The sequence below is a fragment of the Chromohalobacter canadensis genome, from assembly GCF_029544075.1.
Lineage (GTDB): Bacteria > Pseudomonadota > Gammaproteobacteria > Pseudomonadales > Halomonadaceae > Chromohalobacter > Chromohalobacter canadensis_A.
In genome coordinates, this window is the sequence record NZ_JAJQJH010000011.1 from 1 (window position 1) to 22,907 (window position 22,907).

A 22,907-nucleotide genomic window follows, 5' to 3' on the forward strand; every position below is an offset into this window, starting at 1 on the left:
CTGGCCGTCATGGCCTCATGAGCCGCTGAAAAGTACTGAACAAAAACTGCACGAAGGTCACGACGCCCCGCCATCATGCGGGGCGTCGTCGTGTGGGGGGGCAACTTGTGTGAAGAGATCAACACTTGCGCGCAGCGTCGACGAGGCCTCGAATCAGGCGCTGCTGGGGGCGATTGAAAACGAGAAATTCGGGGTGCCACTGCACGCCGACCAGATACGGACATTCGGGCGCCTCGATAGCCTGAATCAGGCCGTTGCGGTCGCGCGCCACCACGTGAAGGGTATCGCCGAGTCGATCCACCGCTTGGTGATGCAAGCTATTGACACGACAGCGTGAGACGCCGAGCAGGGTATGCAAGCGGCTTCCGGTAGCGATGTCGACCTGCTTGCGGGGCAGTACGGTGCGCTGGCGGCGCACATGATCGTAGGTGGTATAGATATCGCCGATCAGGGTGCCGCCGCAGTGCACGTTGATGATCTGCGCGCCTCGGCAGATGCCCAGCACGGGCAACTGCTGGGGCAGAAAGCGCTCGAGTAGAGCGAGTTCAAGGCGGTCCCGCGCGGGGTCGACGCGCACGTCCAGCCGTACTTCCCCGCCATACAACTGGGCGCCGATGTCATCGCCACCGCCGATCATCAATCCCGCCAGTCCTTCGGGAATCTCGCGCGAGGGTGATAGCCGCACCGGTTGTCCGCCGGCACGCCAAACGGCGAGCCGGTCGCATGCCCACGCCAGAAAGCTCTTGTGGTCCGACGTGGTGATGCCGATCAGCGGTCGTGAGTTCATTTCTCGACCCAGCGTTTCAGTTTGTCTCGCCATTGCCCCATCGTCGATTGCGTATGATGGGCGCGATAGGCCTGCATCTGCGTGCGCAGACTTTGCGGGTCGGCGGCCAGGCGTTCGACCGTGACCCAGCGGTTCCATTCAGTGACGCTGCCCCAGTCGAGCGTGTCGAGCTGGGCGTTGGGTAGGCGAAAGTGAAAGGTAGGGCGCGGTTTGACCAGGCTTTCCTGGAGCAAGGGATGTGCGGCCTCGGGCGCGAGGTAGGCGAACAAGGGGCACATATCGAGTTCACGGTTGCGAGTCGGATTGTCGCGCAGGTAATCGCTGATCAACTGCGCTTGCGTCGGCTGGTAATCGGGGTCGAGAACCTTCAAGGCATAGGCCTTGGGGAAGGGGTTGGTATGCGGGAGTATCTCGCGCGTAATGTCGACCCGGATCTGATCGCGCAACCAGGCGGCGAGGATGATATAGGCCTGCAGATGCGCTAGGACGCTCGACGTATCGGTCGCAGGGACTTCGGGGTTGAGATGCAACCCGAAACCATAGAAGACGCTGGCATCGGTGCCTTCGGCGCCATGTCGGCGCAAGGCTTCGAAGAGCCGGTCGAACTCGCCGAGTTCCGACCATGGGATCGGCGGCGAGACGATTTCGGTAGGCACCAGGCCGGCGACCATTTCGCCGAGCCACTCGCGCGAACGTTGATGAAACTCCACGCGCCATTCGCGTCCCGCCGATGGTGCCTGGCCGGGCGCCATCCCGTTAGCTTTCATGACCGCATCGTCGGGATGGACGTACTTGCTGTCCAGCTCGATGGTGAACTTGCCCCAGGGCGTGCCCTCGACACTCAGGCGGTGGGGGCTCTTGCGCACAATGTCGCCACCGAAGCAGTCGGCGACCAGCCGTGCGGCGGTGTCGGGCATGAGGCCAGCGAATTCGATTTCCACGCCGACTCGCCGTGGGCGTCCCACAGCGGTATTCGGGTAGGGAGGCGGCAATGGCTGCACGGATGACTCCTCGCGGAATTCGCGGTGCCGGTGAATGAAAGGGCACATGAGCCCGATAGGTTAACATCGCCGCCGGGCGAAAACGTAACCCGGCGTCTCGCCGGGGCATGCGGATATTGGGACGGACAACGGCCTCATGCGCTTATGAGGCAGTTTTGCGCTCGAAAAACCAACGTTTCATGGCACCGGTGATGCGTCGTAACTCGTCCCCTGAGGTGATGTAGGCCGGCATGGTGTACAGCCAGCGACCGAAGGGACGCAGCCACACCCCCCGGGATCGGGCGAAATCGGCCACGCCCTCGAGGGCGGCGGCATCGTGGACCTCGATCACCGCGGTGGCGCCTAGCACCCGCACGTCGGACACGTCCGGATGGGCGCGCAGCGCCGCGTCGTCCATAAGTTCCTCGCGCAGCACGGTGTTGAGCGCCTGAATGCGGCCCAGGTAGTCGTCCTCCTCGAACACTGCCAGGCTCTCCAGCGCGACGCGGCAGGCCAGCGGATTGCCCATGAAGGTCGGGCCATGCATGAAGGCGTGAAGCTCGCTATCGCCGATGAAGGCATCGTGCACCCGGTCGGTGGCCAGCGTCGCGGCGTGGCCCAGGTAGCCGCCGGTGAGGCCCTTGGAGAGCACCATGATGTCCGGCGTCACGTCGGCGTGGTCGGCGGCGAACATCCGGCCGGTGCGGCCGAAGCCGGTAGCCACCTCGTCGAAAACCAGCAGCACGTCGAACTCGTCGCACAGCTTGCGTGCGCCACGCAGGTAGTGGGGCGAGGTCATGTTGAGCCCGCCGGCCGCCTGCAGCAGCGGTTCCATCAGCAGCGCGCCGATCTCGTCATGATGGGCCTTGAGCACGGCGCGCAGGGCATCGAGGTCGGCCTGGACCTCATCCTTGCCGGCCTCGAAACCGGCGGTGGGCGCCGGAGCGAAGTGATGCTGCGGCAGGAAGCCCGCGAACAGCGAGTGCATGCCTTCTTCAGGGTCGCACACCGCCATGCAGCCGGCAGTGTCGCCGTGGTAGGCCTTCATCAGCGTCAGCATGCGGTGCTTGGCCGGCTTGCCGCGCAGGTAGTGGTACTGCACGGCCATCTTCATGGCCACTTCCATGCCCACCGAGCCGCTGTCCGAGAAGAACACATGGTTCAGGTCGGTGGGCGTGACGCGCACCAGTTCGCGGGCCAGGCAGTCAGCCGGCTCGTGGGTCAGTCCGCCGAGCATCACATGGCAGAGTTCATCGGCCTGTTGCTGTATGGCGCGTACCAGGCGGGGATGGCGATAGCCGTGAATCATGCACCACCAGGAACAGGTGGCGTCGAGCAGCGACTCGCCGGTGTCCAGGGTGAAACGCGGACCGTCGCCGCCGACCACCTTGGGGGCGGGGGCTTGGGTCTTGAGATGCGCGTAAGGATGCCAGACGTGAGTCATCGAAGTTCCTCGCATGTGGGCAGCGTCAGGTAGTCGGCGGCGGCAAGTGCGCGTGCGTCCGGCGTGTCGACGGCCAGACGCGGCACGATGCCAAGGCAGGGCGCTTCCATAGTGCGCTCGAGGGCCGCCAGGTTGTCGCGATAGCAGGCTTCGTCGGCGACCTCGTCGAAGGACAGGCCCGGGTTGATCAGGTTACCCACCCAGCCGGCCAAGCGCAGTCCGTCGGCGCGGATCGCCTCGGCGCTGAGCCGGGCATGGTTCAGGCAGCCGAGCTCAAGCCCGACGACCAGGATCACCGGCAGTTCGAGGCGAACCGCCAGGCCGGCGAGGTCCTCGTCGTCGTTGAGGGGCACGCGCCAGCCGCCGGCACCTTCGATCAGCGTCAGGTCTCGTTTCTCGGACAGCGGTCCGGCGACGTGCGCGGCCAGGGCGTCGAGAGTCGGTTGCTCGCCGGCCCGACGGGCGGCCAGATGAGGCGCGATGGCCGGTTCATAGGTATAGGGATTGAGGGTGGCGTAGGCCGTGGTCGGCATGCTCTGGGCCTGGAGGGTCAGGGCGTCGATGTTGCGTAGCCCCTCGGCGGTGGGCTCACAGCCGGAAGCCACGGGCTTGAGCCCCAGGGTGGTCAGGCCGTGGCGGCGGGCCAGCGCCAGCAGGCCGCTGGCCACGAGAGTCTTGCCGGCGTCGGTGTCGGTGCCGGTCACGAAATAGGCGGTCATGTCAGCGTTCCAGATCGAGCGTCAGGAGGTGATAGGAGACGGGCAGGCCGTCCTCGGTGCGAAGCGTCTCGAAGCGTCGGGTGGCGCAGGCCACGTCGGCGCGCGAGAGCCGCGCCCCGTTGCGGGCTACCTGGGCGCCAACACCCTTGATGGAGGCCATCACCGCGGCGAGGTCGGGATAATGGAAGCGCTCGAGACGCGCCGTGATCTCGACCCGGCGGAAGCCGGCTGCGTGGGCGGCACGGCGGTGGCGGGCCGCGTCGCGAAACTCGAGCAGCGCGGCGGGGCGTGCCCAGGCCTGGCCGACCTCGGAAAGCGTGCCCGGCGCCAGGGTGTTGATCAGCACGCGGCCGCCCGGCCTCGACACGCGGCGGATCTCGGCGAGCACGGCGTCCAGATCCGGGCACCACTGGATGGCCAGGTTGGAGACCACCAGGTCGAGGCTGCCGCTGGGCAGCGGCAGGTCGGCGGCGTCGGCGCACAGCCAGTGGATGGCCTCGCCGTGATGGCGGCGGGCTTCGGTGAGCATGCCCGGGGCCAGGTCGAGGCCGTGGATCGTGGCGCCATCGTCATTGCCAGCACCGAAGCGTCCGGCCAGCTCGGCGGTCAGGTCGCCGGGGCCGCAACCCAGGTCCAGCACGGCGCCGGCGCGTTCGGGCAGCCGCTCGAGCAGGCGCTCGGCCATGACCTGCTGGGCCCGGGCACGCTGCCGGTAGTGCGGCGCGGCACGGGAAAAGGCATGTGCGACCCGGGCGCGCCAGTCGGCTGCCCTGTCATTACTGGGCAGTGTGGGGACAGAAGTGGCGGCATTCATGGCGTTTTACCCGAATGGGCGTCGCAGCCATAGCCGGCGAGCAGTCCCAGACGGTTGTCGTACGCGGCAGTCATGCACGGTCCTCCCGCTGGCAGGCGGCCAACCCGTCGAGCAGGGCGTCCAGGGCATCATCGTCGTGGGCGGCGGAGAGGGTGATGCGCAGCCGCGCCTCGCCCTTGGGGACCGTGGGCGCGCGAATGGCGCCGACACGCAATCCCGCCCGGGCCAAGCGCTCGGCCCAGCGCATGACGCGGGCGTTGTCACCCAGCACGATGGGTTGAATGGGTGTCCGAGAGTCGGCCAGCGGCAAGCCGAGCCTTGCGGCTTCGCGACGGAAATCGGCGATGCGCTCATGGAGCCGGGCGCGGCGCTCGGGTTCGGCCTCGAGGATATCCAGGGCGGCCAGGGTGGCCGCCGCTACGCCGGGCGGCTGGGCGGTGGTGTAGACGTAGGGACGGGCGAACTGGATCAAGTGGTCGATCAGCGCCTCGTCGCCGGCCACGAAGGCCCCGGCACTGCCCAGTGCCTTGCCGAGCGTGCCGACCAGAATGGGCACCTGATGGTGGTCATGGGCGCGACCCACGCAACCGTCGCCATGATCGCCGAGCACGCCGAGGCCATGGGCGTCGTCGAGCATCAGCCAGGCGCCGTGGCGACGGGCGGTCGCGGCGAGCCCACCCACGTCGGCCACGTCGCCGTCCATGCTGAACACGCCGTCGCTGACCACCAGCGTCGGCGTATCGCCCGGGGCGCGGGCCAGCAGCCGCTCGAGATCCTCGAGGTCGCGATGGTGGAAGCGCCGCGAGGGCGCGCCGGCAAGCCTTGCGCCATCGATCAACGAGGCATGGTTCAAACGATCCTGGAAGATCGGGGTGTGACGGTCGCACAGCGCCTGCAGGACACCGAGATTGGCCATGTAGCCGGTGGAGAACAGCAGCGCCCGGGGGCGTCCGGTCAGCTCGGCCAGGCGTCGCTCAAGGCGTTCGTGGATCTCAAGGTGTCCGGATACCAGGTGCGATGCTTTGGCGCCGGCACCCAGGCGTCTCGCGGCCGCTGCCTGGGCCTCTGCCAGGCGCGGGTCGTCGGCCAGGCCCAAGTAATCGTTGCCGGCGAAATCGATGAAAGGCGCGACATCGCTCAGGGTGGGGCGTTGCCGCCAACCATCGTCGGCGCGGCGCTGTTCCGCGACCCTCGCCAGCCGCGTCGACCAGAGGTCCGTACGCGAGTGCATGGCTCAGCCCCGGGCGGCGTCGTAGAAAAGGGAGTCGTCGCGCTGGCGCTGAATCGCATGGGTCAGCGCGATTTCGGCTTGTTCGTCGTCGCTGCGGGCGTCGCGCGTATTCGGATCGATAGGCTCAGGATGCAGGCCGAGCTTGTCGAACAGTGCCCGGTCGCGTTCCACCTGGGGGTTGCCGGTGGTCAGCAGGGTGTCGCCGTAGAAGATCGAGTTGGCGCCGGCCAGGAAGGCCAGGGCTTGGGTTGATTCGTCCATCTGCTCGCGGCCGGCAGACAGACGCACATGGCTTTTAGGCATCAGGATGCGGGCCACGGCGATGGCGCGGATGAATTCGAGTGGGTCCATGTCCTCGACGTTTTCCATCGGGGTGCCCGGCACTTTGACCAGCATGTTGATCGGCACCGACTCGGGATGCGGATCCAGGCGCACCAGTTGCTGGAGCAGGGCGGCGCGATCGCGGGGCGCTTCACCCATGCCCAGGATGCCGCCCGAACAGACCTTCATGCCTGCCTCGCGCACGTTGGCCAGGGTATCCAGGCGGTCGGCATAGGAGCGGGTCGTGATGATCTCGCCGTAGTATTCCGGCGAGGTATCCAGGTTGTGGTTGTAATAGTCGAGCCCGGCCTCGGCGAGTCGCTTGGCCTGGTCGACATCGACCATGCCCAGAGTCATGCAGGTCTCCAGCCCCAGTGCCTTGACCCGGCCGACCATCTCCATTACCACCCGCAGGTCCTTCTCCTGCGGGCTGCGCCAGGCGGCGCCCATGCAGAAGCGGCTGGCGCCGGCTTCCTTGGCGGCCTTGGCCTGCTCTACCACCTTCTCGATCTCGAGCAGCTTTTCCTTGCCGAGCCCGGTGTTGTAGTGCCCGGATTGCGGGCAATACTTGCAGTCTTCGGGGCAGGCGCCGGTCTTGATCGACAGCAGGGTTGAGACTTGCACGGCGTTGGGATCGAAATGTGCTCTGTGCACCTGCTGGGCACGGAACAGCAGGTCGTTGAAGGGTAGCGCGAATAGCGCTTCTATCTCCTCCAGGGACCAGTCGTGGCGCGTTGGTCGAGAGGCCGGCGACGAATCGGCCCAAGCATGGTCGCGGGACGGGGCAGACATGATGTTCTCGCTGTTAGTTAACTTATGGGATTTAAAAAGTTGACAAAGAGGGTACGAGGCTGCGCCGACATGTCAACCTTCAACTTATTTTAAGTTGACTGACTGAGGGCTCGTGGTGTCTAAAGTGCTGACCACCAGGCGCGTCGTTTGTCTGCCGTCTACCCCGGGCTCGGGGCTGCTCTCGCGATGGTGTAAGATGCCGCTGGATGCCACCTCGACCGCCGGGAGCCTGCATGTTCAGCGTCATACACGCCAATCACCTCGAGGACCTGGGGACGCTCGCGCTCGATGTCATTCGGCGCCACCGTCAACCGCCGCTGGTGCCGGAAACCTTTCTCGTCCAATCCAACGGCATGGCGCAGTGGTTGCGCTTGACCTTAGCCGAGGCCGATGGCATCGCCGCCTCGGTGGATTTTCCGCTGCCTTCAAGCTTCGTGTGGCGCGCCTATCGCGCGGTGCTGGGTGACGACATCCCCGAGCAGTCCCCGTTCGACAAGACACCCCTGGCCTGGCGGCTGATGGAATTACTGGAGCGTTGTCTCGATCCCGAGGCGTCTCCCTACGACCCGGCGTGTTACGCGCCGCTGCGTGACTATCTCCAAGGCGAGGCGCTCGAGGCGAGCCCGTTGCCGGGCGCTGCACATGAGGCGCGCGAGCGTCGCCGTTGGCATCTGGCGGTGCGACTCGCCGATCTCTTCGATCAGTACCTGATCTATCGTCCCGAATGGATCGAAGCCTGGGAGCGGGGAGAAAATGCGCCCACGGACCTGCCCGACGACCAGCGCTGGCAGCCGGCGCTGTGGCGGGCGCTGATAGAAGATGCCCCGGCGCAGGCGCGTGAGCACCATCGCGCGCGTCTACACCGGCGTTTTCTCGACGCCGCCCGGCAGCTTCGCGAGCGCCCCCGCGATATACCGCCGCGACTGTTCGTGTTCGGGATCTCGGCATTGCCGGCGCAGACCCTCGAGGCCCTGCACGCGCTTTCCGGCGTGGTCGACGTGTTCCTGATGATCGCCAATCCCTGTCGCCATTACTGGGGCGATATCGTCTCCGACCGTGATGCCATCAAGCGTGCCGGGCGGTTATCGGCCCGGGCACGCCACGAGCAGGAGTCGCGTCACCCTGAAGCGCCGTGGTTGGCCGAACTCGACGAGGAAGCGCTGCATCTGCACGCCAATCCGCTGCTGGCGGGGTGGGGCACTCAGGGGCGAGATTTCATCGTCGGCCTTTATGAGTTCGAGAGCGCGCGCGGCTTCGACCTGGAAACCGATGTCTTTCGTGATATGGCCCCCATGCAGTCACCGACGCTGCTTCAGCAGTTGCAGCAGGACGTACTCGAGCTGGCGCACCCTGGCGAGCGTGCCCGACAGGAAGGTGGCCCCAGAACGATCGCCGAGGACGACGACTCTCTGGCCCTTGTCAGCGCTCACTCACCGCTGCGTGAGGTGGAGATTCTCCACGACCGCTTGCTGGCGGCCTTCGAGGACGCCGAGGCGGCGGGCGAACCACTGCGGCCTCGCGACATCGTGGTCATGGTGCCGGAGATCGATCGCTACGCGCCCTGCATCGAGGCGGTCTTCGGCCAGTTGCCACCGTCGCATCCCCGGCACATCCCCTTCACCATCGCCGACCAGGTAGCCAGCGAGGCGGACCCGCTCATGGTGCTGGCCTTGCTGTTGCTCGACTTGCCCGAGCGTCGGCTGACGGTCAGCGAGGTGCTCGATGCCCTGGAAGTGCCCGCCTTTCGTGCGCGCTTTGCCATCGACGAGGCCGAGCTCGAGCGGCTACGCCAATGGCTGGCAGGCAGCGGCGTGCGCTGGGGGCTGAGTGCCGAGCACCGTCAGTCACTCGGGTTTCCGGCGCTGGGCGAGAACAGCTGGCGCTTCGGGCTGTCGCGCATGCTGCTCGGTTACGCCGTGGGTGAGCCGCCATCAGCCGCGTCTCGTGACGAAAGTGATGACTCACTGGGGCGCCCGCCGAGTTGGGACTTTCAGGGCATCGTGCCCTATGCCGAGGTGGGCGGCCTGGAGGCCGACCTCGCCGGACGTGTGGCGGCGCTGCTCGACACCCTGGAAACACAGTGTGCGGCCTTGAGCGAGCGGTTGCCCCCCGAGGCGTGGCTGGGACGTCTGCAAGCCTTGTTTTCCGCCTGTTTGAGCCCTACCACGGCGGAAGAGCATGATGTCGTAGCGCGCCTCGATGCGGCGCTGGGACGCTGGTCGCAGCAATGTCGACAGGCCGGTTTCGAGGCTGAGGTGGGGCTCGGCGTGGTGCGCGATGCGTTGCGTGCCGAACTGGACGAAGGTGGTCTCGCGCAGCGCTTTCTGGCCGGCAAGGTCAACTTCGCGACTTTGATGCCGATGCGCGCGATTCCCTTCCGTCATGTCTATCTGCTGGGCATGAATGACGGCGATTACCCCCGCGTGCGACAGCCCCAGGATTTTGATCTGATGGCGACGCGCCCGCGTCCCGGTGATCGTTCGCGGCGGGACGACGACCGTTACCTGATGCTCGAAGCCATGCTGTCGGCGCGCGAATGCTTGACGCTTTCTTGGGTGGGGCGTGACGTGCGCGACAATACCCCGCGCCCGCCGTCGGTGTTGCTCGGCGAGTTGCTCGATACTATCGAACAGGGCTGGGATGTGCCCGAGAGGGATGTCGCCGACCGCGCCACCCGCCTGGCGCAGCGCCTGATCGAGACACATCCGTTGCAGCCGTTCTCGCGACGCTACTTCGAACGCGACGACCCGCACTTTACCTATGAGTCGAGCTGGGAGGCGCTGTATATGCCCCCCGAGCGTGACGAAGCTGCACCGTGCAATGCCGCCACGGCGGTCGAGTTGCCCAGTGAACCGCTTGGGGTGGGTGATCTACAACGCGTGCTGCGACGCCCATGGACGGTTTATCTGGGGCGCCTGGGCGTGCATTTCGCCGACGCCCATGTGCCCGACGAGGACAACGAACCATTCGCTCCGGACGGCCTGGAAGATCACGGTCTCAAGCGCGAGCTGCTCGAGGGTGCCCGCGAGGGTGTGCCGTTGACCGCCGTCGCCGAGCGGCTGCGCATGGCCGGGCGCTTGCCGACGGCCGGTTTCGGCGAGGCCCTGATCGAACCGCGCCTGGCGCGCCTGTCGCGTCAGGTGGAAAGCTGGCGCCGTGAGGTGGCCGAATGCGTCACGTCGTCGCCACCGCTGGTGCGTTATGTCGATGGCCATGACAAGGCACTGACGCTCGAAGCGCGTCTCGACGGGCTTTTCGCCGCGCCTGAAGAAGCCACGGCGCCCTGGCGGCTGGTGACGCTGGAGCCGGGACACTACGGGCATCTCAAGGTCGAAGGCGAGGGTCCTTATCGCCATGTCGGCAAGTTGCATCGACTTTATACCGGCTATCTGCGCTGGTTGCTCGCCAATGCCACGCTGGAGGCGCCGTGTGCCTGGACGGCGATCTTCGAGGATCGCTGTCTGCTCCTCCCGGGCCTGGACAAGGCCAGCGCCGCAGGCGAGCTCGATGGCCTGCTGGTGGCTTGGGCGTGTGCCTATCGAGCGCCGAGGCCGGCCATCGATGAGGTCGCCAAGGAGGTCTGGAAACGTTTGCCGCGTGCCGAATGGGTGCCGTTGGCGGCAGGCGAGGCGCCAGATGCTGGCCTGCGCGAGGCGCTCATCGCGCGCTATGAGACCGATGCCTTCTCCGGGCCGGCGGCGCTGCGTGCCAGTGACGGCGCCCTGGGTCAGCTGTGGCCCGATTTCGCTACCTTCGAGGCAGCGGGCGGCATTGCCGCCTCGCTTACCCAGTATGCGCCGCTACTGGACATGCTGGCGCGAATTACCCAGCGGGTACACGGAGGTCGTTCATGACGTCGCCCAGCCATGCAACGGCGCCGACCGTTCAGCCCTTGGTGCTCAAGACCCTGCCGCTGACCGGCCATCACCTGATCGAGGCGAGTGCGGGTACCGGCAAGACCTTTACCTTGGCGGCACTCTATGTGCGTTTGGTGCTCGGCCCGTTACCCGGGCGCGAAGATCACGATTTCCCGCGCCCGCTGTTGCCGCCGGAAATTCTCGTGGTGACCTTTACCGAAGCCGCTACCGCCGAGCTGCGCGGACGCATTCGAGCGCGTCTCAAGGAGGCCCGCGATTGGTTGCTGGCGACGAACGAAGCGCGTGACGACAAGGTCCTCGCGGCGCTGCTGGCGCCCTTGGTCGAGGCCGGTGACGAGGCCTTGGCCGGTGCCGCCAAGCGCCTGGATCAGGCCGCGCGGCTGATGGACGAGGCGGCGATTTTCACCATCCATGGCTTTTGCCAGCGCATGCTGACCCGCCATGCCTTCGATGCCGGCGCCCGCTTCGGTGCCGAGCTACTGCAGGATGGCTCGGCCTTGCTGACGCGCGTCGTGGAGGATTACTGGCGCTGCCATTTCTATCCACTCGCCGCGCACTGGCAGCGCGAGATTCGTCGACGTTGGGAGGGGCCGGAGGCGCTGAGCCGTGCCTTGACGCCGCTACTCAAGGAAGGCCGGGCACAGCCACTGTGGTGGGATGGCGAGCATATCCAGGCGCCCGCGTCGCTGCACGCGTTGTTGGAGAGCGCGGAGCGCTCGTTGGCCGCCCGCAGTGAACTGGAAGCCCGGCTGCGACAGGCGTGGGATCGTGACGCCATCGCGACCTGCCTGCAAGAAGCCTTCGAGCGCGGCTCCCTCAACAAGCGCAGTTACAAGCCGGAAGAGCTCGGGACACGCCTGGCGGCATTCGAGCAGTGGCTGACGACGCTCGAAGCGGGCGGCGATGACGACACGACCGACAGTCAGGGCCGCTTCTGGCTGAGCCAGGCCAAGCTCGAGGGGGCCACCAAGAAGGGCCATGACATCCCCGCGCATCCCTTCTTCGCGGTGCTTGACGAACTGGTCGAAACCGCCACGCCCTTCGACCAGTTGGCGCCGCAAGTGCTGGCTCACGCCCGCGATACGGTGACGGCGATGTTCGCCGCCGAGAAGCATCGCCAAGGATTATGGGAATTCGGCGACCTGCTCTGTGACCTGGACGCCGCGCTCGACCCCGACGCGGCCCCCGAAGCTGCCTTGCGCCTCGCCGGGCGCATTCGCCGGGCGCTGCCAGTGGCGCTGATCGACGAGTTTCAGGACACCGACCCGCTGCAGTACCGCATCTTCTCGCGGATTTACCGGGCACCTGAGTCGGAGACCGCGACCACCTTGTTGATGATCGGCGATCCCAAGCAGGCGATCTATGCCTTTCGCGGCGCCGATATCGATACCTATCTGGCGGCGCGGCGCGAAACCCCGAGTCGCTTCACCCTGGCGCGCAATTTTCGCTCCAGCCAGGCCATGGTCAAGGCGGTCAATACGCTGTTCACGCGCCATCCCGAACCCTTCGGCAGCGACGAGATCCCCTTTGTCGAGGTCGAGGCCCAAGGCAAGTCGACGCGTCTGGTGAATGCCGATGGCCACGATATGGCAGCGCTCGGCGCCTGGTGGCCGAACGAGGAGCGTCACACCAAGGCGGATTACCAGACGCGCATGGCAAGCGCTGCGCGTGCCGAGACGCAGCGCCTGCTCGAGGGGGGCGCGTACTTTGTCGATGGCAGCGGTGCGCGTTGTGCGGTACGCCCCGCTGACATCGCGATTCTGGTGCGCAAGGGCGCCGAGGCGCTGGCGGTGCGTCGCGCGCTGGCCGAGGGCGGCATTCGCAGCGTCTATCTCAGCGAGCGCTCCAGCGTCTTCGATACCCCGCTGGCCTTCGAGCTGCTGCAGTTGTTCGAGGCGGTGGCGCAGCCGCGCCAGGACGCTCGCCTCAAGGCGGCGCTGGCGACGCGCCTTCTGTGCGATACACCGGCGACGTTGGAAGCGCTGCTCGCCGATGAGCTGGCGTGGGAGCGCGAAGTCGAGCGTTTCGCCGACTATCATCGCCAGTGGCAGCGGCGTGGCGTGCTGCCCATGCTGCGCGCGGTAATGCGCGACTTCCGGGTCGCCGAACGCCTGGGGCAGCGCGACGATGGCGAGCGTGCGCTGACCGACCTTCTGCACCTGGGAGAGCTGGCGCAGACGGTGTCGGCCCGGCTCGACGGCGAGCATGCGCTGTTGCGCTGGTGGCATCGTGCGCTTCTCGAAGGCGCGGCCGAACTCGATGCCGAGGCCGTCAGTCAGCGCCTGGAAAGTGATGAGGATCTGGTCAAGGTCATCACCATCCACAAGGCCAAGGGCCTCGAATATCCCATCGTGCTGTTGCCGTTCGTCTGCGATTACCGACCGGCGGCACCGGATCGCAGTACCGGCCTGCTCGAATGGCGCGATCCGCAACAAGGGCGTGTCTGGGTGCACGGTGCCGACGACACGCAACTGGCGGCCGCCGAGCAGGCGCGGCTAGACGAGGACGTTCGGCTGCTCTATGTCGCACTCACGCGGGCCGCACATGCCTGTCGCCTGGGCGTCGCGCCACTGGGGCGCGGGCGCGGCGCGTCGACCTGCCTACACGAAACGGCGTTGGGCCGACTGCTGGGCTGCCAGGCCGACGACGACGGGCATGCGCTGCGCGAACGCTTGGCGGCGGCGCTGAACATCGAGGCGTGCCCCGCGCCGCCCGCGCATCGCCTGCGGCTTGGCGACACTGCTCCGGAAATGGCCCCGGCGCGACGTTTTACGGGGGGCATCGACGACGATTGGTGGATCGCCTCGTATTCGGCGTTGATCGTCGACGCACGTCTCGAGGCCGGCACGGGTGCACAGGCGCTGCCCTGGGATGCCCCGGCGACGCTGGATGTCGAGGTCAGCCGCGAGCGCGACCCGGTGCCGCGTCCCGCCGCACGCACGCTGCGCGATTTTCCGCGCGGCCCGCGCCCGGGGACTTTCCTGCATAGCCTGCTGGAAGCGGTGGACTTCGACCGCCTGAGTGAACCGGCGTATCGCGACGAATTGCAGCGTCTGGTCAGCACGCGCTTGCACCTCGGCGGCTTCGACGCCGAGTGGGCGCCGGTGTTGCTCGATTGGTTATGTCAGGCACTGCCGACGCCGTTTGTCGGCCATCAGGACGCTGCGATTCGTCTCGATGGCTTGGCCGCCTGGCGCGCCGAGCTGGAGTTCTGGTTGCCCGCCGAGGATGCCTGGAGTACGCCGCTCGATGCGCTGGTCTGCGCGCTGGAACCCTTGCCGACACCGCGCCCTCGGCTGGCGCCGCGCAAACTCAACGGCATGCTCAAGGGCTTCGTCGACCTGGTGTTCGAGGCCGAGGATGGCCGCTGGTACGTCCTCGACTGGAAGTCGAATCATCTGGGCGACGCGCTGGCTGACTATCACCACGAGGCGCTGGCCGAGGCCATGGTCGCGCATCGCTACGACCTGCAGTACGTGTTGTACGTGCTGGCGCTGCATCGCCTGCTGAAGGCGCGTCTCGAGGATTACGATTACGATATCCACATGGGCGGGGCCTGTTACATGTTTCTGCGCGGCTTCGATGGCACACCGGGCCATGGTGTCTTTCAGCGGCGTCCCGAGCGGCGCTTGATAGAGGCCTTGGATGCCTGGCTCGCCGGCGACGTGGCGCCCGTCGAGGCGCTGCGTCGTGAATACGGCGTCGCCGTGCCTGAGACTGCCCCGGGAGAGAATGCATGAGCGATGCACAATATTCCTTGATCCTGGAGGCGACGCCGCCTTCACGCACGAGATTGTTCGAGAGCCTGGCGTGGTGGGAGGCGCTGGGCTGGCTGCGTGCCTTGGATGCTCACTTCGTGCGCTTTCTCGCCGAACTCGACTCCGAGGCGCCGGCCGAAGTGCTGCTGGCGGCGGCGTTGACCAGCCATCAATTGGGTCGTGGCCATGTCTGTCTGGCGCTTTCGCGTGCCTTGGCGGCGCCGCGCGACGTACTCTCGTTGCCGCCGTTGGAAGAAGGCGCGCCACAGGCCGAGGTGCCGCTTCCCGAAGACTTCCTGCAGGGGCTGGATAGTGCCACCTGGGCCGCGCGATTGGCCGTTTCGCCGCTGGTGGCGCCGCCTGGGCCGGGCACTACGCCGCTGGTGCTGGAGGGCGAGCGGTTGTATCTACGCCGCTACTGGTCTGCCGAGCGAGCGGTGGCGGCGCATCTCGGCGAGCGTCTGGGGCGCCCCTTACCGGTCGAAGCGTCACTGGCCGAGCCTCTGGCGCGGCTGTTTGCCGCGAACGCCACGCACGACGATATGCCGGATTGGCAAAAGGTGGCGTGCACGCTGGCGCTGCGTAACCGGATGACGATCATCTCTGGCGGCCCCGGTACCGGCAAGACCACGACCGTGACGCGGCTGTTGGCATTGCTTCAGACACAGGCGTTGTCGTCGGTGGCATCGAGCCACGGCTTGCGTATCCAACTGGCCGCGCCCACCGGCAAGGCGGCGGCACGATTGTCCGAGTCTATCGCTGGCGCGGTGAAGGATCTCGACGTCGACGATGACGTCAAGGCGGCCTTGCCACGTGAGGCGTTGACGCTTCATCGCCTGCTTGGCGCGCGTCCGGATACGCGTCGCTTTCGCCATCACGCCGGGCATCCGCTGAGTCTCGACCTGCTGGTGGTGGACGAAGCCTCTATGGTGGATCTGGAGTTGATGGCCGCGCTGCTCGAGGCCATGCCGGCCGAGGCGCGCCTGATCCTGCTCGGCGACAAGGATCAGCTCGCCTCGGTGGAGGCTGGCTCGGTGCTTGGCGATCTTTGCGCCAATGCCCTGGACCAGGGCTATTCGCCGCATGCCTGTGAGGTGCTCGAGCGGCTGGCGGGGATCTCGATGACACCCGATGCGGCGTGCTCGCCGCTGGCCGATCACGTGGTCATGCTGCGCAAGAGCTACCGCTTCGATGTGCATAGCGGCATCGGCGCCCTGGCGGCGGCGACCAATGCTGGCGATGTCGCGGCGTTTCGCCGTGCATGGGACGCGGGGTACGCGGATATCAATTGGCTAACGGCGGCGCGCGACCAGATGGCCGTCGAGCGGGCCGCGCTGGCCGGCTATCGCGCTCTCTATCGGCGTATCGCGGCAGGCGCCACGGCGACGGAGGCGCTGGAACGGCTAGGGGACTTCCAGGTGCTGTGTGCGCTCAAACGTGGCCCCAGGGGCGTCGAGGGGCTCAACGCGCGTATCGCCACACGCCTATGGCGGGAAGGCTTCATCGACGATCATCAGGGCTGGTACGCCGGGCGTCCGGTGATGGTGACGCGCAATGACCCGCAACTGGCGCTCTATAACGGCGACATCGGTATCGTCTTGCCCGACCCCGAGGCGCAGCAGCGTCTGCGGGTGTTCTTCGCGACCGCCGATGGCGCACGGGCGGTGTTGCCGTCGCGACTCGAGGCCTGCGAGACGGTATTCGCGATGACTGTGCATAAATCGCAGGGCTCCGAGTTCGCCCATGTGCTGTTCGTCTTACCCGAGCACGCTAACCCTATTCTGACCCGCGAGCTGGTGTATACCGGCATTACCCGCGCCAAGCGCCAGTTGACGCTGGCCGGCGGCGATGCGCGGGTCATGGACAGCGCTCTGCACCGACGCGTAGTGCGTGACAGCGGCTTCGCCGACTGGGTGGCGGTGCTGGATGAGGAGGAGACATCATGAATGCTTCATCGCCTGAAAATGCCGCGATCGGTGGCAGCGACTGGGCGTCGTTGAGCAGTCCCGAGCTGGCTCGGCGCGTAGGCCCAGAGAGCGTGGCGTTGTTGCCGTTAGGGGCCATCGAACAGCATGGCGCACATCTGCCGCTTTCCACCGACGTGGATATCGCCGACGGCCTGGTCGCGGCGATGCGTGAACGTGTCGCAGCATCGCGGGATTTGCTGATACTGCCTACGTTGGCGGTGGGGTCGAGCCTCGAGCATGGTAACTTCGCGGGCACTTTGAGCCTGACGCCGGAGACGGCCATCGCGCATCTGGTGGATATCGGTGACAGCGTGGCGCGTGCGGGGATCCGTCGCCTGGTGCTGTTCAATAGCCATGGCGGCAATAAGGCGGTGGTCGATCTGGCGGCACTCAAGTTACGCGAGCGCTATGGCTTGCTGGTAGTCAAGGCGAATTACTTTCGCTTCGCGCCGCCCGAAGATGCGCTGCCCGCCGAGGAGTTGCGCCACGGGCTGCATGGCGGTGCGCTGGAAACCGCAATGATGATGCACCTGGTGCCGCACAAGGTACGCCAGACCGAACTCAGCGAGGCCGTCTCGCTAGGGGCTCACCAGGAACGCGCCGGACGCACGCTACTCCCTGAGGGCGATGCCGGCTTCGCCTGGATGGCGCAGGATCTGCATCCCAGCGGTGTGGTGGGCAACGCAACCCTGGCCACGCCGGCCCTGGGGGAGCGGCTGGTCGCTCATTTCGCCGCGCGCTTGGCGAGCGTGGTCGAGGAAGCCCACTGCTTCGATCTGGCCCAACTGCGCGAACGCTCGCCGCAGTGAGCGGTACGTCACGTCATTCGAGCGAGCCCGACGTATCACGGTGCGGGGCGCGCCTGTCGGTGACGTCCGGGGGCTCCAGCACGTCGTCCAACCAGTGCCCCGCGCGTTCTGCCTTGGCGCTCAGGTAACGTCGGTTGTGTTCGTTGAGCTTGCCATAGCAAGCTTGGCGGCCGACTACCTCGACGCCACCTCGGCTCATGGCGTCGATCTTGCCGGGGTTGTTGGTCAGTAGTGCGATGCGCGTGATGGAGAGTGCTTCGAGCATTTGCAGCGCCACATGATAACGGCGCTCATCGTCGCCGAAACCCAGCACTTGGTCGGCGTCGACGGTATCCAGGCCGTCATCCTGCAGGTGGTAGGCCCGCAGTTTGTTGGCCAGCCCGATGCCGCGTCCCTCCTGGGCGAGGTACAGGAGGATGCCGCCGCCGCGCTCGGCGATGGCGGCCACGCTGCCACGTAATTGCTCACCGCAGTCGCAGCGCAGGCTACCGAACAAATCGCCCGTCAGGCAGGCCGAGTGCAGGCGCGTCGGTACGGCGTCTGCCCACCGGGTAGGATCGCCGACCAGTACTGCGAGGTGCTCACGCAGGCCGTCGCTCTCACGGAACAGCACAAATCGCGTGCGCTCGGCCTCGGCCAGTGGGATCTCCGCTTCGCTGATGCGCTTGAGCGAGGTCATGTCGCCTTCGTCGTAGCGTTGTACGTCTTCGAGTGACACGGCCAATAAGGTGCCGTCGGCGATGAGGGCATCTACCGCCTCGCGGCGCGCCGGGGCCACCGTGGCACTCAAAGCGGCGGGCACCAAAAGTCCACGTCGCATCAAGCCCAGCGCCGCGGTCTCCGCCGGCGTGGCGGGTTGCGACGCCTTTGGTGTGTCGGCCTCGGCCGCCATGGCCCAAGCGATGACATCGCCAGCACGATGGTCCACGCTTAGCGGCAGATGTACGGCGTGGGATGCGCTGGGCATCGACGCGCCGAGGCGGGCATGCCGATGCTCGGTAATCACCAGACCGGGCGCGTGGCCGGCCAGGGTGGCGAGCGATGTTAGGGTGTCGTCGTCGATGCCTTCCAGTGGCTGGACCAAGACGTCGTCTTGTGGAGTGCGCAGCACGACCGGCAAGCCGCGGCGCAAGTCGAAGATCGTACGTTCTACCTGTCTCATGAGCCTCTCCTTGGTTTTTGCGCGTCGTAATGCTTCGATGACGTGTCATGACACTTTCGTTGGCACACGGCACGGGAGACCGTATGAGCCTTGCGATACTCGATGTGGCGCTGGCCTGGCAAGGGATTTGTGAGGCTCGACGCCAGGATTGGGATGCCCACGCGGCGTTGACGCTGGCGAGCGGCCGGCTGCGAATCTGGCGCGGCGGCGCCTGGCAGGCCGAGGACCCGGTCACGGCGGAGGCGACGGCGCTGCTCGATAGCCTGTTGCCGAGCAGTGCCACGTCCGGGCGTTTCGTCATCGCGCAACTCGGGCAGAGCCTCGATGGACGTATCGCCACGGTCAGCGGTGCTTCGCACTACGTCACTGGCGAGGCGAGCCGCGTGCATTTGCATCGCCTGCGCGCACTGGTCGATGCCGTGGTGATCGGAGCGGGGACGGCCTGTGCCGACGATCCGCAGCTCACCGTGCGACATGAGACGGGGGATAACCCGGTACGCGTGATTCTCGATCCCAATGGCCGCGTGCCCGCGACCAGTGGTGTACTCCAGCGCGGCGATGCCCCGACGTTGCATATCACCCGGCATCCGTTGCCGCGCGAAACCCTGGGCGCCCATGTCGAATCGCTGGTACCCGATGGCGCGGCGGACCTGACGCCGTCGGCGCTGCTCGATACCCTGGCGGCACGCGGGCTTCGTCGCGTGCTCATCGAAGGCGGTGGACAGACCGTGTCGCGCTTCTTGGCGGATGGCCAGCTCGATCGCCTGCATGTCGTGGTGGCGCCGTTGCTGATTGGTTCGGGGCGCCCGGCGGTGAGCCTGGCCGAGATCGAGACCCTCGACGCTGCGCTGCGTCCGCCATGTCGTACGTTTGCGATGGGCGACGACACCTTGTTCGATCTGGCACTGCGTAAGTGACGCGATGCGATGCATGGTGACCTCCTCAGGGCTTGCCCGGCAGCGAGTCCGTGGCGGCCGAGGCGTGGTGAGGCGGGCGTCGCACGCCCAGCAGCCAGGCCCCCGGTAGGCTCGAGACCAGCACGATGACGCCGTAGACCATCGAGATGGCCACGCCCTGCGCGGGATCGAGCCCGGCGCCCATCCACACCAATGCGGCGGCGCTTTCGCGTAGTCCCCAACCGGCCACCGAGAGCGGGATCGCCATGACCATGAGGACTGGTGGGATCAAGGGCAGAAGGGTGCCCAAGGCGATATCGGCGCCGATGGCCCGGGCAGCGATGGCATAAATCGCGATGTAGCTAGCTACTACGCCCAACGAACTGATGCATTGCCAAAGCCACATGCGCGAGGCGACTAGGGCGGCGCCGAGATCGTCCAGCGTATCGCGCAGCCAGGCCGGCGGACGACGATATCCCCAGATCCCCAGGGCGCCCAGTATGGCTATTCCCGCTAACAGGACTCCGGGCGCATTAGCCAGCCGGGCAAAGCCACCGAGCACGCTGCCGCGTAAGGCCGGCGAGGCCAGCAGCGCCGCGATGGCGATCAATGCCAGCATCAGTTGTCCCGAGAGACGTTCGATGATGACGGCGCGCCAGGCCCGTGGGCGGTCGCTGCTCGTCCGGGCATGTCGCCAGGCCCGAGAGGCATCGCCTACGATGCCGCCGGGAAGGATCTGATTGAGGAACGTGGCCGCGTAGTATTCCGCTACGGCGCGCCGTAACGGCAGTGTCAGCCCCATGCGACGGGCGGTCAGTCGCCAGCGCCAGGCGGAGAGCACGACCTGGGGCACGCTGAGGGCCAGTGCCAACAACAGCCAGCCTGGGGCGGGAGCAACGAAGGCGTCACGCAGTGCCTGGGCATCGAGTTGCCAGGCAAGCACTCCGATCAGCACCAGGCTGACGCCCAGGCGTGCAAGGGTTGCGTTAGCGGGACGCATGGGCTGGCTCCGGGGCGGCGAACAGGTCGCGGTGCCCGACGTAGAGGTCGAGATGACCCCGGTCGAGGGCCTCCCGGCGGCGTTGCCACCAGCGCTCGATGCGCTGGCGATCATGGGGAGCTTGCTCACGGGCGGCGGCGGCCCAGCCGTCGATGAGGCTCAGCGCCAGGGGGCGCTGAGCTGGCGTCAGGTGCCAGGGACTTTCAGCGTCGGCGATGTGAAAGCCTCTGGTGGTAAAGGCTTGGATCAATGCTTGGGGTGCCGTGGTGCCAAGCGCAGGGCCGAGGCCCTTGTCGCGGCGTTGATGCGCGGCGAGTGTCTCGAAGAGCCAGGCATCTTCAGCATCATTGACCACTACATCATCGGCCTGGAAACGAATGTTGCCGTCCACGCTTAGCGTGATCAGTATCGCGGTGCGATGAACCGCGCAGGCGTCGGCGAGGGCCTCGACCCAGGTGGCGCTGACCAGATCGCACAGCGCCGAGGCGGTAATGAGGTCGATACCGGCAAGCCATGATGCTTTGAGCGCATGCAGGTCGCGCTGGTGTGTGGTCGCGTGAATGGGCGCTCCCGCTTGGTCGCGCAAGGGATGACAGCGCCCCACGGCTTGGCTGAGCAAAGCATCGTCATGATCGACCAGGTGCCAGTGCTGGGGGCCGGGCAAGCGAGGCGCGAGATAGCGCACATTGGCACCACTGCCACTGCCGAGATCGAGTAATTGCCAGGGTGCATGACCCCTACGTGCGGCAAGCCAGTCGGTGGCCGCCTGCAAGGGGACCGCAGCGCGAGCGTCGTGATCGGCCTGCTCGCGTCGCGCCAGCCAAGACTCGCTGAACGTACCGGCGGCGTTCATGCGGCGCCTCGTTGCAAGGCGGCGGCGAAGGCCGCACCGACCTGCGACCAGTCGCGCAGTGAGGTCCGTGCGCGTTCGGCGCCTTTGCGCCATGTCTGGCGCTTGTAAGGGGCGTCGAGCATCTCGTGCAGGGCATTGGCGAGGGCATCGACATCGCCGGGCGATACCTTGATGCCGGCGTCGTCGGGCAGGGTATGTGCTAACGCCCCTCCGGTAGTGGTGATCACTGGCAAGGCATGTGCCAGGGCCTCGCTGACGACCATGCCGTAGCCTTCGTAATGCGAGGGCAACACGAAGATATCGCTGCCGTGGTAGGCCTCGTCCAAGGCATCGGCGGGTCGCTCGCCGAGTAAGTGGATGCGTTCTTCAAGGCCGTGGGCGGCGATACGTGACTGGACATGCTCGACATGCGCCGGCGCGCGATCCAGACCGCCGATGCAGTCGCATGTCCAGGGCAGGTCGGTGAGCGCTGCCAGTGCCTCGACGAGCACATCATGCCCTTTGCGCGGAGTGACCGTGGCCACGCACAAAAGGCGAGGCACCTCAGCATTGCCACGTGCCGGCGCGGCGCGCATCACGCCGGGTTCGACCACGTGCAAGCGCTCTGGCCCCACCTGGAAATCCGCTAAACGCCGCGCGGTGAAAGGGCTGGTAACGATGACATTGTGCACCGCTGACAGCGCGCGCGTTTCGCTGATTAAGAAGCGTTCGCGTTCGGCGGCGCCAAGACCGGTTTCGTCGGCGAGCGGATGGTGAACCAGGGCGGTGAGCCTCAAGCGCTGGGCATGGGCCTCGAGTACGTCGGGCAACCCGCCCATCGCGAGTCCATCGATGATTACATGGGCGCCCTCGGGCCGGGCTGCCAGCGCGTCGTCCAGGGCCTGGCGTGCGGTGCCGTCGGGCTCGGGGAAGCGACCCTCGAGGTCGACGACCCGCACCTGCCAATCACGCTGGCGCAGTGCCTCGACGATGCGGGCATCGTAGACGTAGCCTCCGGTCAACTGATCGGGATCGCCGGCCACGATCAATGTCAGCACTTCGCTCATAGGGCGCCCTCGTAACTGGCCCAGGCGACGTGCGATTCATGCAGTGTGACACCGAGGGCCGTCAGGCCATTTCCGGTCGCGCCGAGTTCGCCCTGGCGGATGGCGTGGGCGAGGCGCTCGAAAACCACCTTGGCCATGAATTCGGTGGTGGTGTTGCGCCCTTGGAATTCGGGTACATCGTCGAGATTGTTGAAATTGAGCTCACTCAGTACTCGGGAAAGCGTCTGGCTGGCCAGGCCGATATCGACGACGAGATCGTCGCGGTCGAGTTCAGGGCGCTTGAAGGCGACATCGACCACATAGGTGGCACCGTGCAAGCGTTGCGCGGGGCCGAAGGTCTCGCCGTTGAAGCTATGCGCGATCATGAAATGGTCTCTAACCGTCAGGCTGAACATCCGTGTGACTCCTTGTGTGTATCACCGGTTATACGTATTACCGGATATGCGTATT

The 22,907-nt window shown here is 66.4% G+C and carries 17 protein-coding genes; 5 read left to right on the forward strand and 12 right to left on the reverse strand.

The window, feature by feature from the left end; genetic code table 11:
• Window positions 1-118: 118 nt before the first annotated feature.
• The 7 genes from LUN51_RS12865 to bioB all read right to left on the reverse strand — a co-directional run bounded on the left by LUN51_RS12865 (window position 119) and on the right by bioB (window position 7,088).
• On the reverse strand, window positions 119-787 hold the full coding sequence (locus tag LUN51_RS12865; protein WP_277811583.1) for a gamma-glutamyl-gamma-aminobutyrate hydrolase family protein: 669 nt from the start codon (window positions 785-787) through the stop codon (window positions 119-121).
• Window positions 784-1,788 (reverse strand): amidoligase family protein, encoded by a 1,005-nt coding sequence (locus LUN51_RS12870; protein WP_277811584.1) that lies wholly within the window; start codon window positions 1,786-1,788, stop codon window positions 784-786. Before LUN51_RS12870 ends, LUN51_RS12865 begins: the two co-directional genes overlap by 4 nt.
• A gap of 142 nt (window positions 1,789-1,930) precedes the next feature.
• Window positions 1,931-3,211 carry an adenosylmethionine--8-amino-7-oxononanoate transaminase gene (gene bioA / locus LUN51_RS12875; RefSeq protein ID WP_277811585.1) on the reverse strand — a complete coding sequence of 427 codons (1,281 nt, stop codon included), beginning with the start codon at window positions 3,209-3,211 and terminating at the stop codon, window positions 1,931-1,933.
• Window positions 3,208-3,930, reverse strand: coding sequence for a dethiobiotin synthase (bioD, locus tag LUN51_RS12880; protein WP_277811586.1), 723 nt, complete (start codon window positions 3,928-3,930; stop codon window positions 3,208-3,210). Before bioD ends, bioA begins: the two co-directional genes overlap by 4 nt.
• A 1-nt stretch (window position 3,931) precedes the next feature.
• Window positions 3,932-4,744: a methyltransferase domain-containing protein gene (locus LUN51_RS12885; protein WP_277811587.1), complete on the reverse strand. Its 813-nt coding sequence runs from the start codon at window positions 4,742-4,744 to the stop codon at window positions 3,932-3,934.
• Window positions 4,745-4,814: 70 nt separating this feature from the next.
• Window positions 4,815-5,975, reverse strand: coding sequence for an 8-amino-7-oxononanoate synthase (gene bioF / locus LUN51_RS12890; RefSeq protein WP_277811588.1), 1,161 nt, complete (start codon window positions 5,973-5,975; stop codon window positions 4,815-4,817).
• 3 nt (window positions 5,976-5,978) lie between these two features.
• Window positions 5,979-7,088: a biotin synthase BioB gene (gene bioB / locus LUN51_RS12895; protein ID WP_277811589.1), complete on the reverse strand. Its 1,110-nt coding sequence runs from the start codon at window positions 7,086-7,088 to the stop codon at window positions 5,979-5,981.
• A gap of 233 nt (window positions 7,089-7,321) precedes the next feature.
• Between bioB and recC the strand changes: the two genes are divergently transcribed.
• Genes recC through LUN51_RS12915 form a run of 4 tightly spaced genes read left to right on the forward strand, consistent with a single transcriptional unit; the run spans window position 7,322 to window position 17,500 of the window.
• Window positions 7,322-10,942 carry an exodeoxyribonuclease V subunit gamma gene (gene recC / locus LUN51_RS12900; protein ID WP_277811590.1) on the forward strand — a complete coding sequence of 1,207 codons (3,621 nt, stop codon included), beginning with the start codon at window positions 7,322-7,324 and terminating at the stop codon, window positions 10,940-10,942.
• On the forward strand, window positions 10,939-14,706 hold the full coding sequence (recB, locus tag LUN51_RS12905; protein ID WP_277811591.1) for an exodeoxyribonuclease V subunit beta: 3,768 nt from the start codon (window positions 10,939-10,941) through the stop codon (window positions 14,704-14,706). Before recC ends, recB begins: the two co-directional genes overlap by 4 nt.
• Window positions 14,703-16,670 carry an exodeoxyribonuclease V subunit alpha gene (gene recD, locus LUN51_RS12910; RefSeq protein ID WP_277811592.1) on the forward strand — a complete coding sequence of 656 codons (1,968 nt, stop codon included), beginning with the start codon at window positions 14,703-14,705 and terminating at the stop codon, window positions 16,668-16,670. Before recB ends, recD begins: the two co-directional genes overlap by 4 nt.
• Window positions 16,667-17,500 carry a creatininase family protein gene (locus LUN51_RS12915; RefSeq protein ID WP_246893830.1) on the forward strand — a complete coding sequence of 278 codons (834 nt, stop codon included), beginning with the start codon at window positions 16,667-16,669 and terminating at the stop codon, window positions 17,498-17,500. Before recD ends, LUN51_RS12915 begins: the two co-directional genes overlap by 4 nt.
• A gap of 13 nt (window positions 17,501-17,513) precedes the next feature.
• On the opposite strand, the gene LUN51_RS12920 is transcribed toward LUN51_RS12915, so the two are convergent.
• Window positions 17,514-18,662, reverse strand: coding sequence for a GTP cyclohydrolase II (locus LUN51_RS12920; protein WP_246893829.1), 1,149 nt, complete (start codon window positions 18,660-18,662; stop codon window positions 17,514-17,516).
• 83 nt (window positions 18,663-18,745) lie between these two features.
• Here LUN51_RS12920 and LUN51_RS12925 point away from each other — a divergent pair, with 83 nt between their 5' ends.
• Window positions 18,746-19,579: a RibD family protein gene (locus LUN51_RS12925; RefSeq protein ID WP_246893828.1), complete on the forward strand. Its 834-nt coding sequence runs from the start codon at window positions 18,746-18,748 to the stop codon at window positions 19,577-19,579.
• 25 nt (window positions 19,580-19,604) lie between these two features.
• On the opposite strand, the gene LUN51_RS12930 is transcribed toward LUN51_RS12925, so the two are convergent.
• From LUN51_RS12930 to LUN51_RS12945, 4 genes are read right to left on the reverse strand one after another with little or no spacing between them, the layout of a single operon-like run.
• Window positions 19,605-20,558, reverse strand: coding sequence for a lysylphosphatidylglycerol synthase transmembrane domain-containing protein (locus LUN51_RS12930; protein ID WP_246893827.1), 954 nt, complete (start codon window positions 20,556-20,558; stop codon window positions 19,605-19,607).
• Window positions 20,545-21,411, reverse strand: coding sequence for a class I SAM-dependent methyltransferase (locus LUN51_RS12935; protein WP_277811593.1), 867 nt, complete (start codon window positions 21,409-21,411; stop codon window positions 20,545-20,547). Before LUN51_RS12935 ends, LUN51_RS12930 begins: the two co-directional genes overlap by 14 nt.
• Window positions 21,408-22,457: a glycosyltransferase family 4 protein gene (locus tag LUN51_RS12940; protein WP_277811594.1), complete on the reverse strand. Its 1,050-nt coding sequence runs from the start codon at window positions 22,455-22,457 to the stop codon at window positions 21,408-21,410. The genes LUN51_RS12935 and LUN51_RS12940 overlap by 4 nt, the downstream gene beginning before the upstream one ends.
• On the reverse strand, window positions 22,454-22,852 hold the full coding sequence (locus tag LUN51_RS12945; protein ID WP_277811595.1) for a 6-pyruvoyl trahydropterin synthase family protein: 399 nt from the start codon (window positions 22,850-22,852) through the stop codon (window positions 22,454-22,456). Before LUN51_RS12945 ends, LUN51_RS12940 begins: the two co-directional genes overlap by 4 nt.
• Between the last annotated feature and the right edge of the window lie 55 nt (window positions 22,853-22,907).

Bases quoted from the DNA above. Each gene is read 5' to 3' on its own strand.
- recD (WP_277811592.1), top strand. From the start codon at position 14,703: ATGAGCGATGCACAATATTCCTTGATCCTGGAGGCGACGCCGCCTTCA.
- recC (WP_277811590.1), top strand. From the start codon at position 7,322: ATGTTCAGCGTCATACACGCCAATCACCTCGAGGACCTGGGGACGCTC.
- recB (WP_277811591.1), top strand. From the start codon at position 10,939: ATGACGTCGCCCAGCCATGCAACGGCGCCGACCGTTCAGCCCTTGGTG.
- bioB (WP_277811589.1), bottom strand. From the start codon at position 7,088: ATGTCTGCCCCGTCCCGCGACCATGCTTGGGCCGATTCGTCGCCGGCC.
- LUN51_RS12945 (WP_277811595.1), bottom strand. From the start codon at position 22,852: ATGTTCAGCCTGACGGTTAGAGACCATTTCATGATCGCGCATAGCTTC.
- LUN51_RS12920 (WP_246893829.1), bottom strand. From the start codon at position 18,662: ATGAGACAGGTAGAACGTACGATCTTCGACTTGCGCCGCGGCTTGCCG.
- bioA (WP_277811585.1), bottom strand. From the start codon at position 3,211: ATGACTCACGTCTGGCATCCTTACGCGCATCTCAAGACCCAAGCCCCC.
- LUN51_RS12915 (WP_246893830.1), top strand. From the start codon at position 16,667: ATGAATGCTTCATCGCCTGAAAATGCCGCGATCGGTGGCAGCGACTGG.
- LUN51_RS12930 (WP_246893827.1), bottom strand. From the start codon at position 20,558: ATGCGTCCCGCTAACGCAACCCTTGCACGCCTGGGCGTCAGCCTGGTG.
- LUN51_RS12885 (WP_277811587.1), bottom strand. From the start codon at position 4,744: ATGAATGCCGCCACTTCTGTCCCCACACTGCCCAGTAATGACAGGGCA.
- bioF (WP_277811588.1), bottom strand. From the start codon at position 5,975: ATGCACTCGCGTACGGACCTCTGGTCGACGCGGCTGGCGAGGGTCGCG.
- bioD (WP_277811586.1), bottom strand. From the start codon at position 3,930: ATGACCGCCTATTTCGTGACCGGCACCGACACCGACGCCGGCAAGACT.
- LUN51_RS12940 (WP_277811594.1), bottom strand. From the start codon at position 22,457: ATGAGCGAAGTGCTGACATTGATCGTGGCCGGCGATCCCGATCAGTTG.
- LUN51_RS12925 (WP_246893828.1), top strand. From the start codon at position 18,746: ATGAGCCTTGCGATACTCGATGTGGCGCTGGCCTGGCAAGGGATTTGT.
- LUN51_RS12865 (WP_277811583.1), bottom strand. From the start codon at position 787: ATGAACTCACGACCGCTGATCGGCATCACCACGTCGGACCACAAGAGC.
- LUN51_RS12935 (WP_277811593.1), bottom strand. From the start codon at position 21,411: ATGAACGCCGCCGGTACGTTCAGCGAGTCTTGGCTGGCGCGACGCGAG.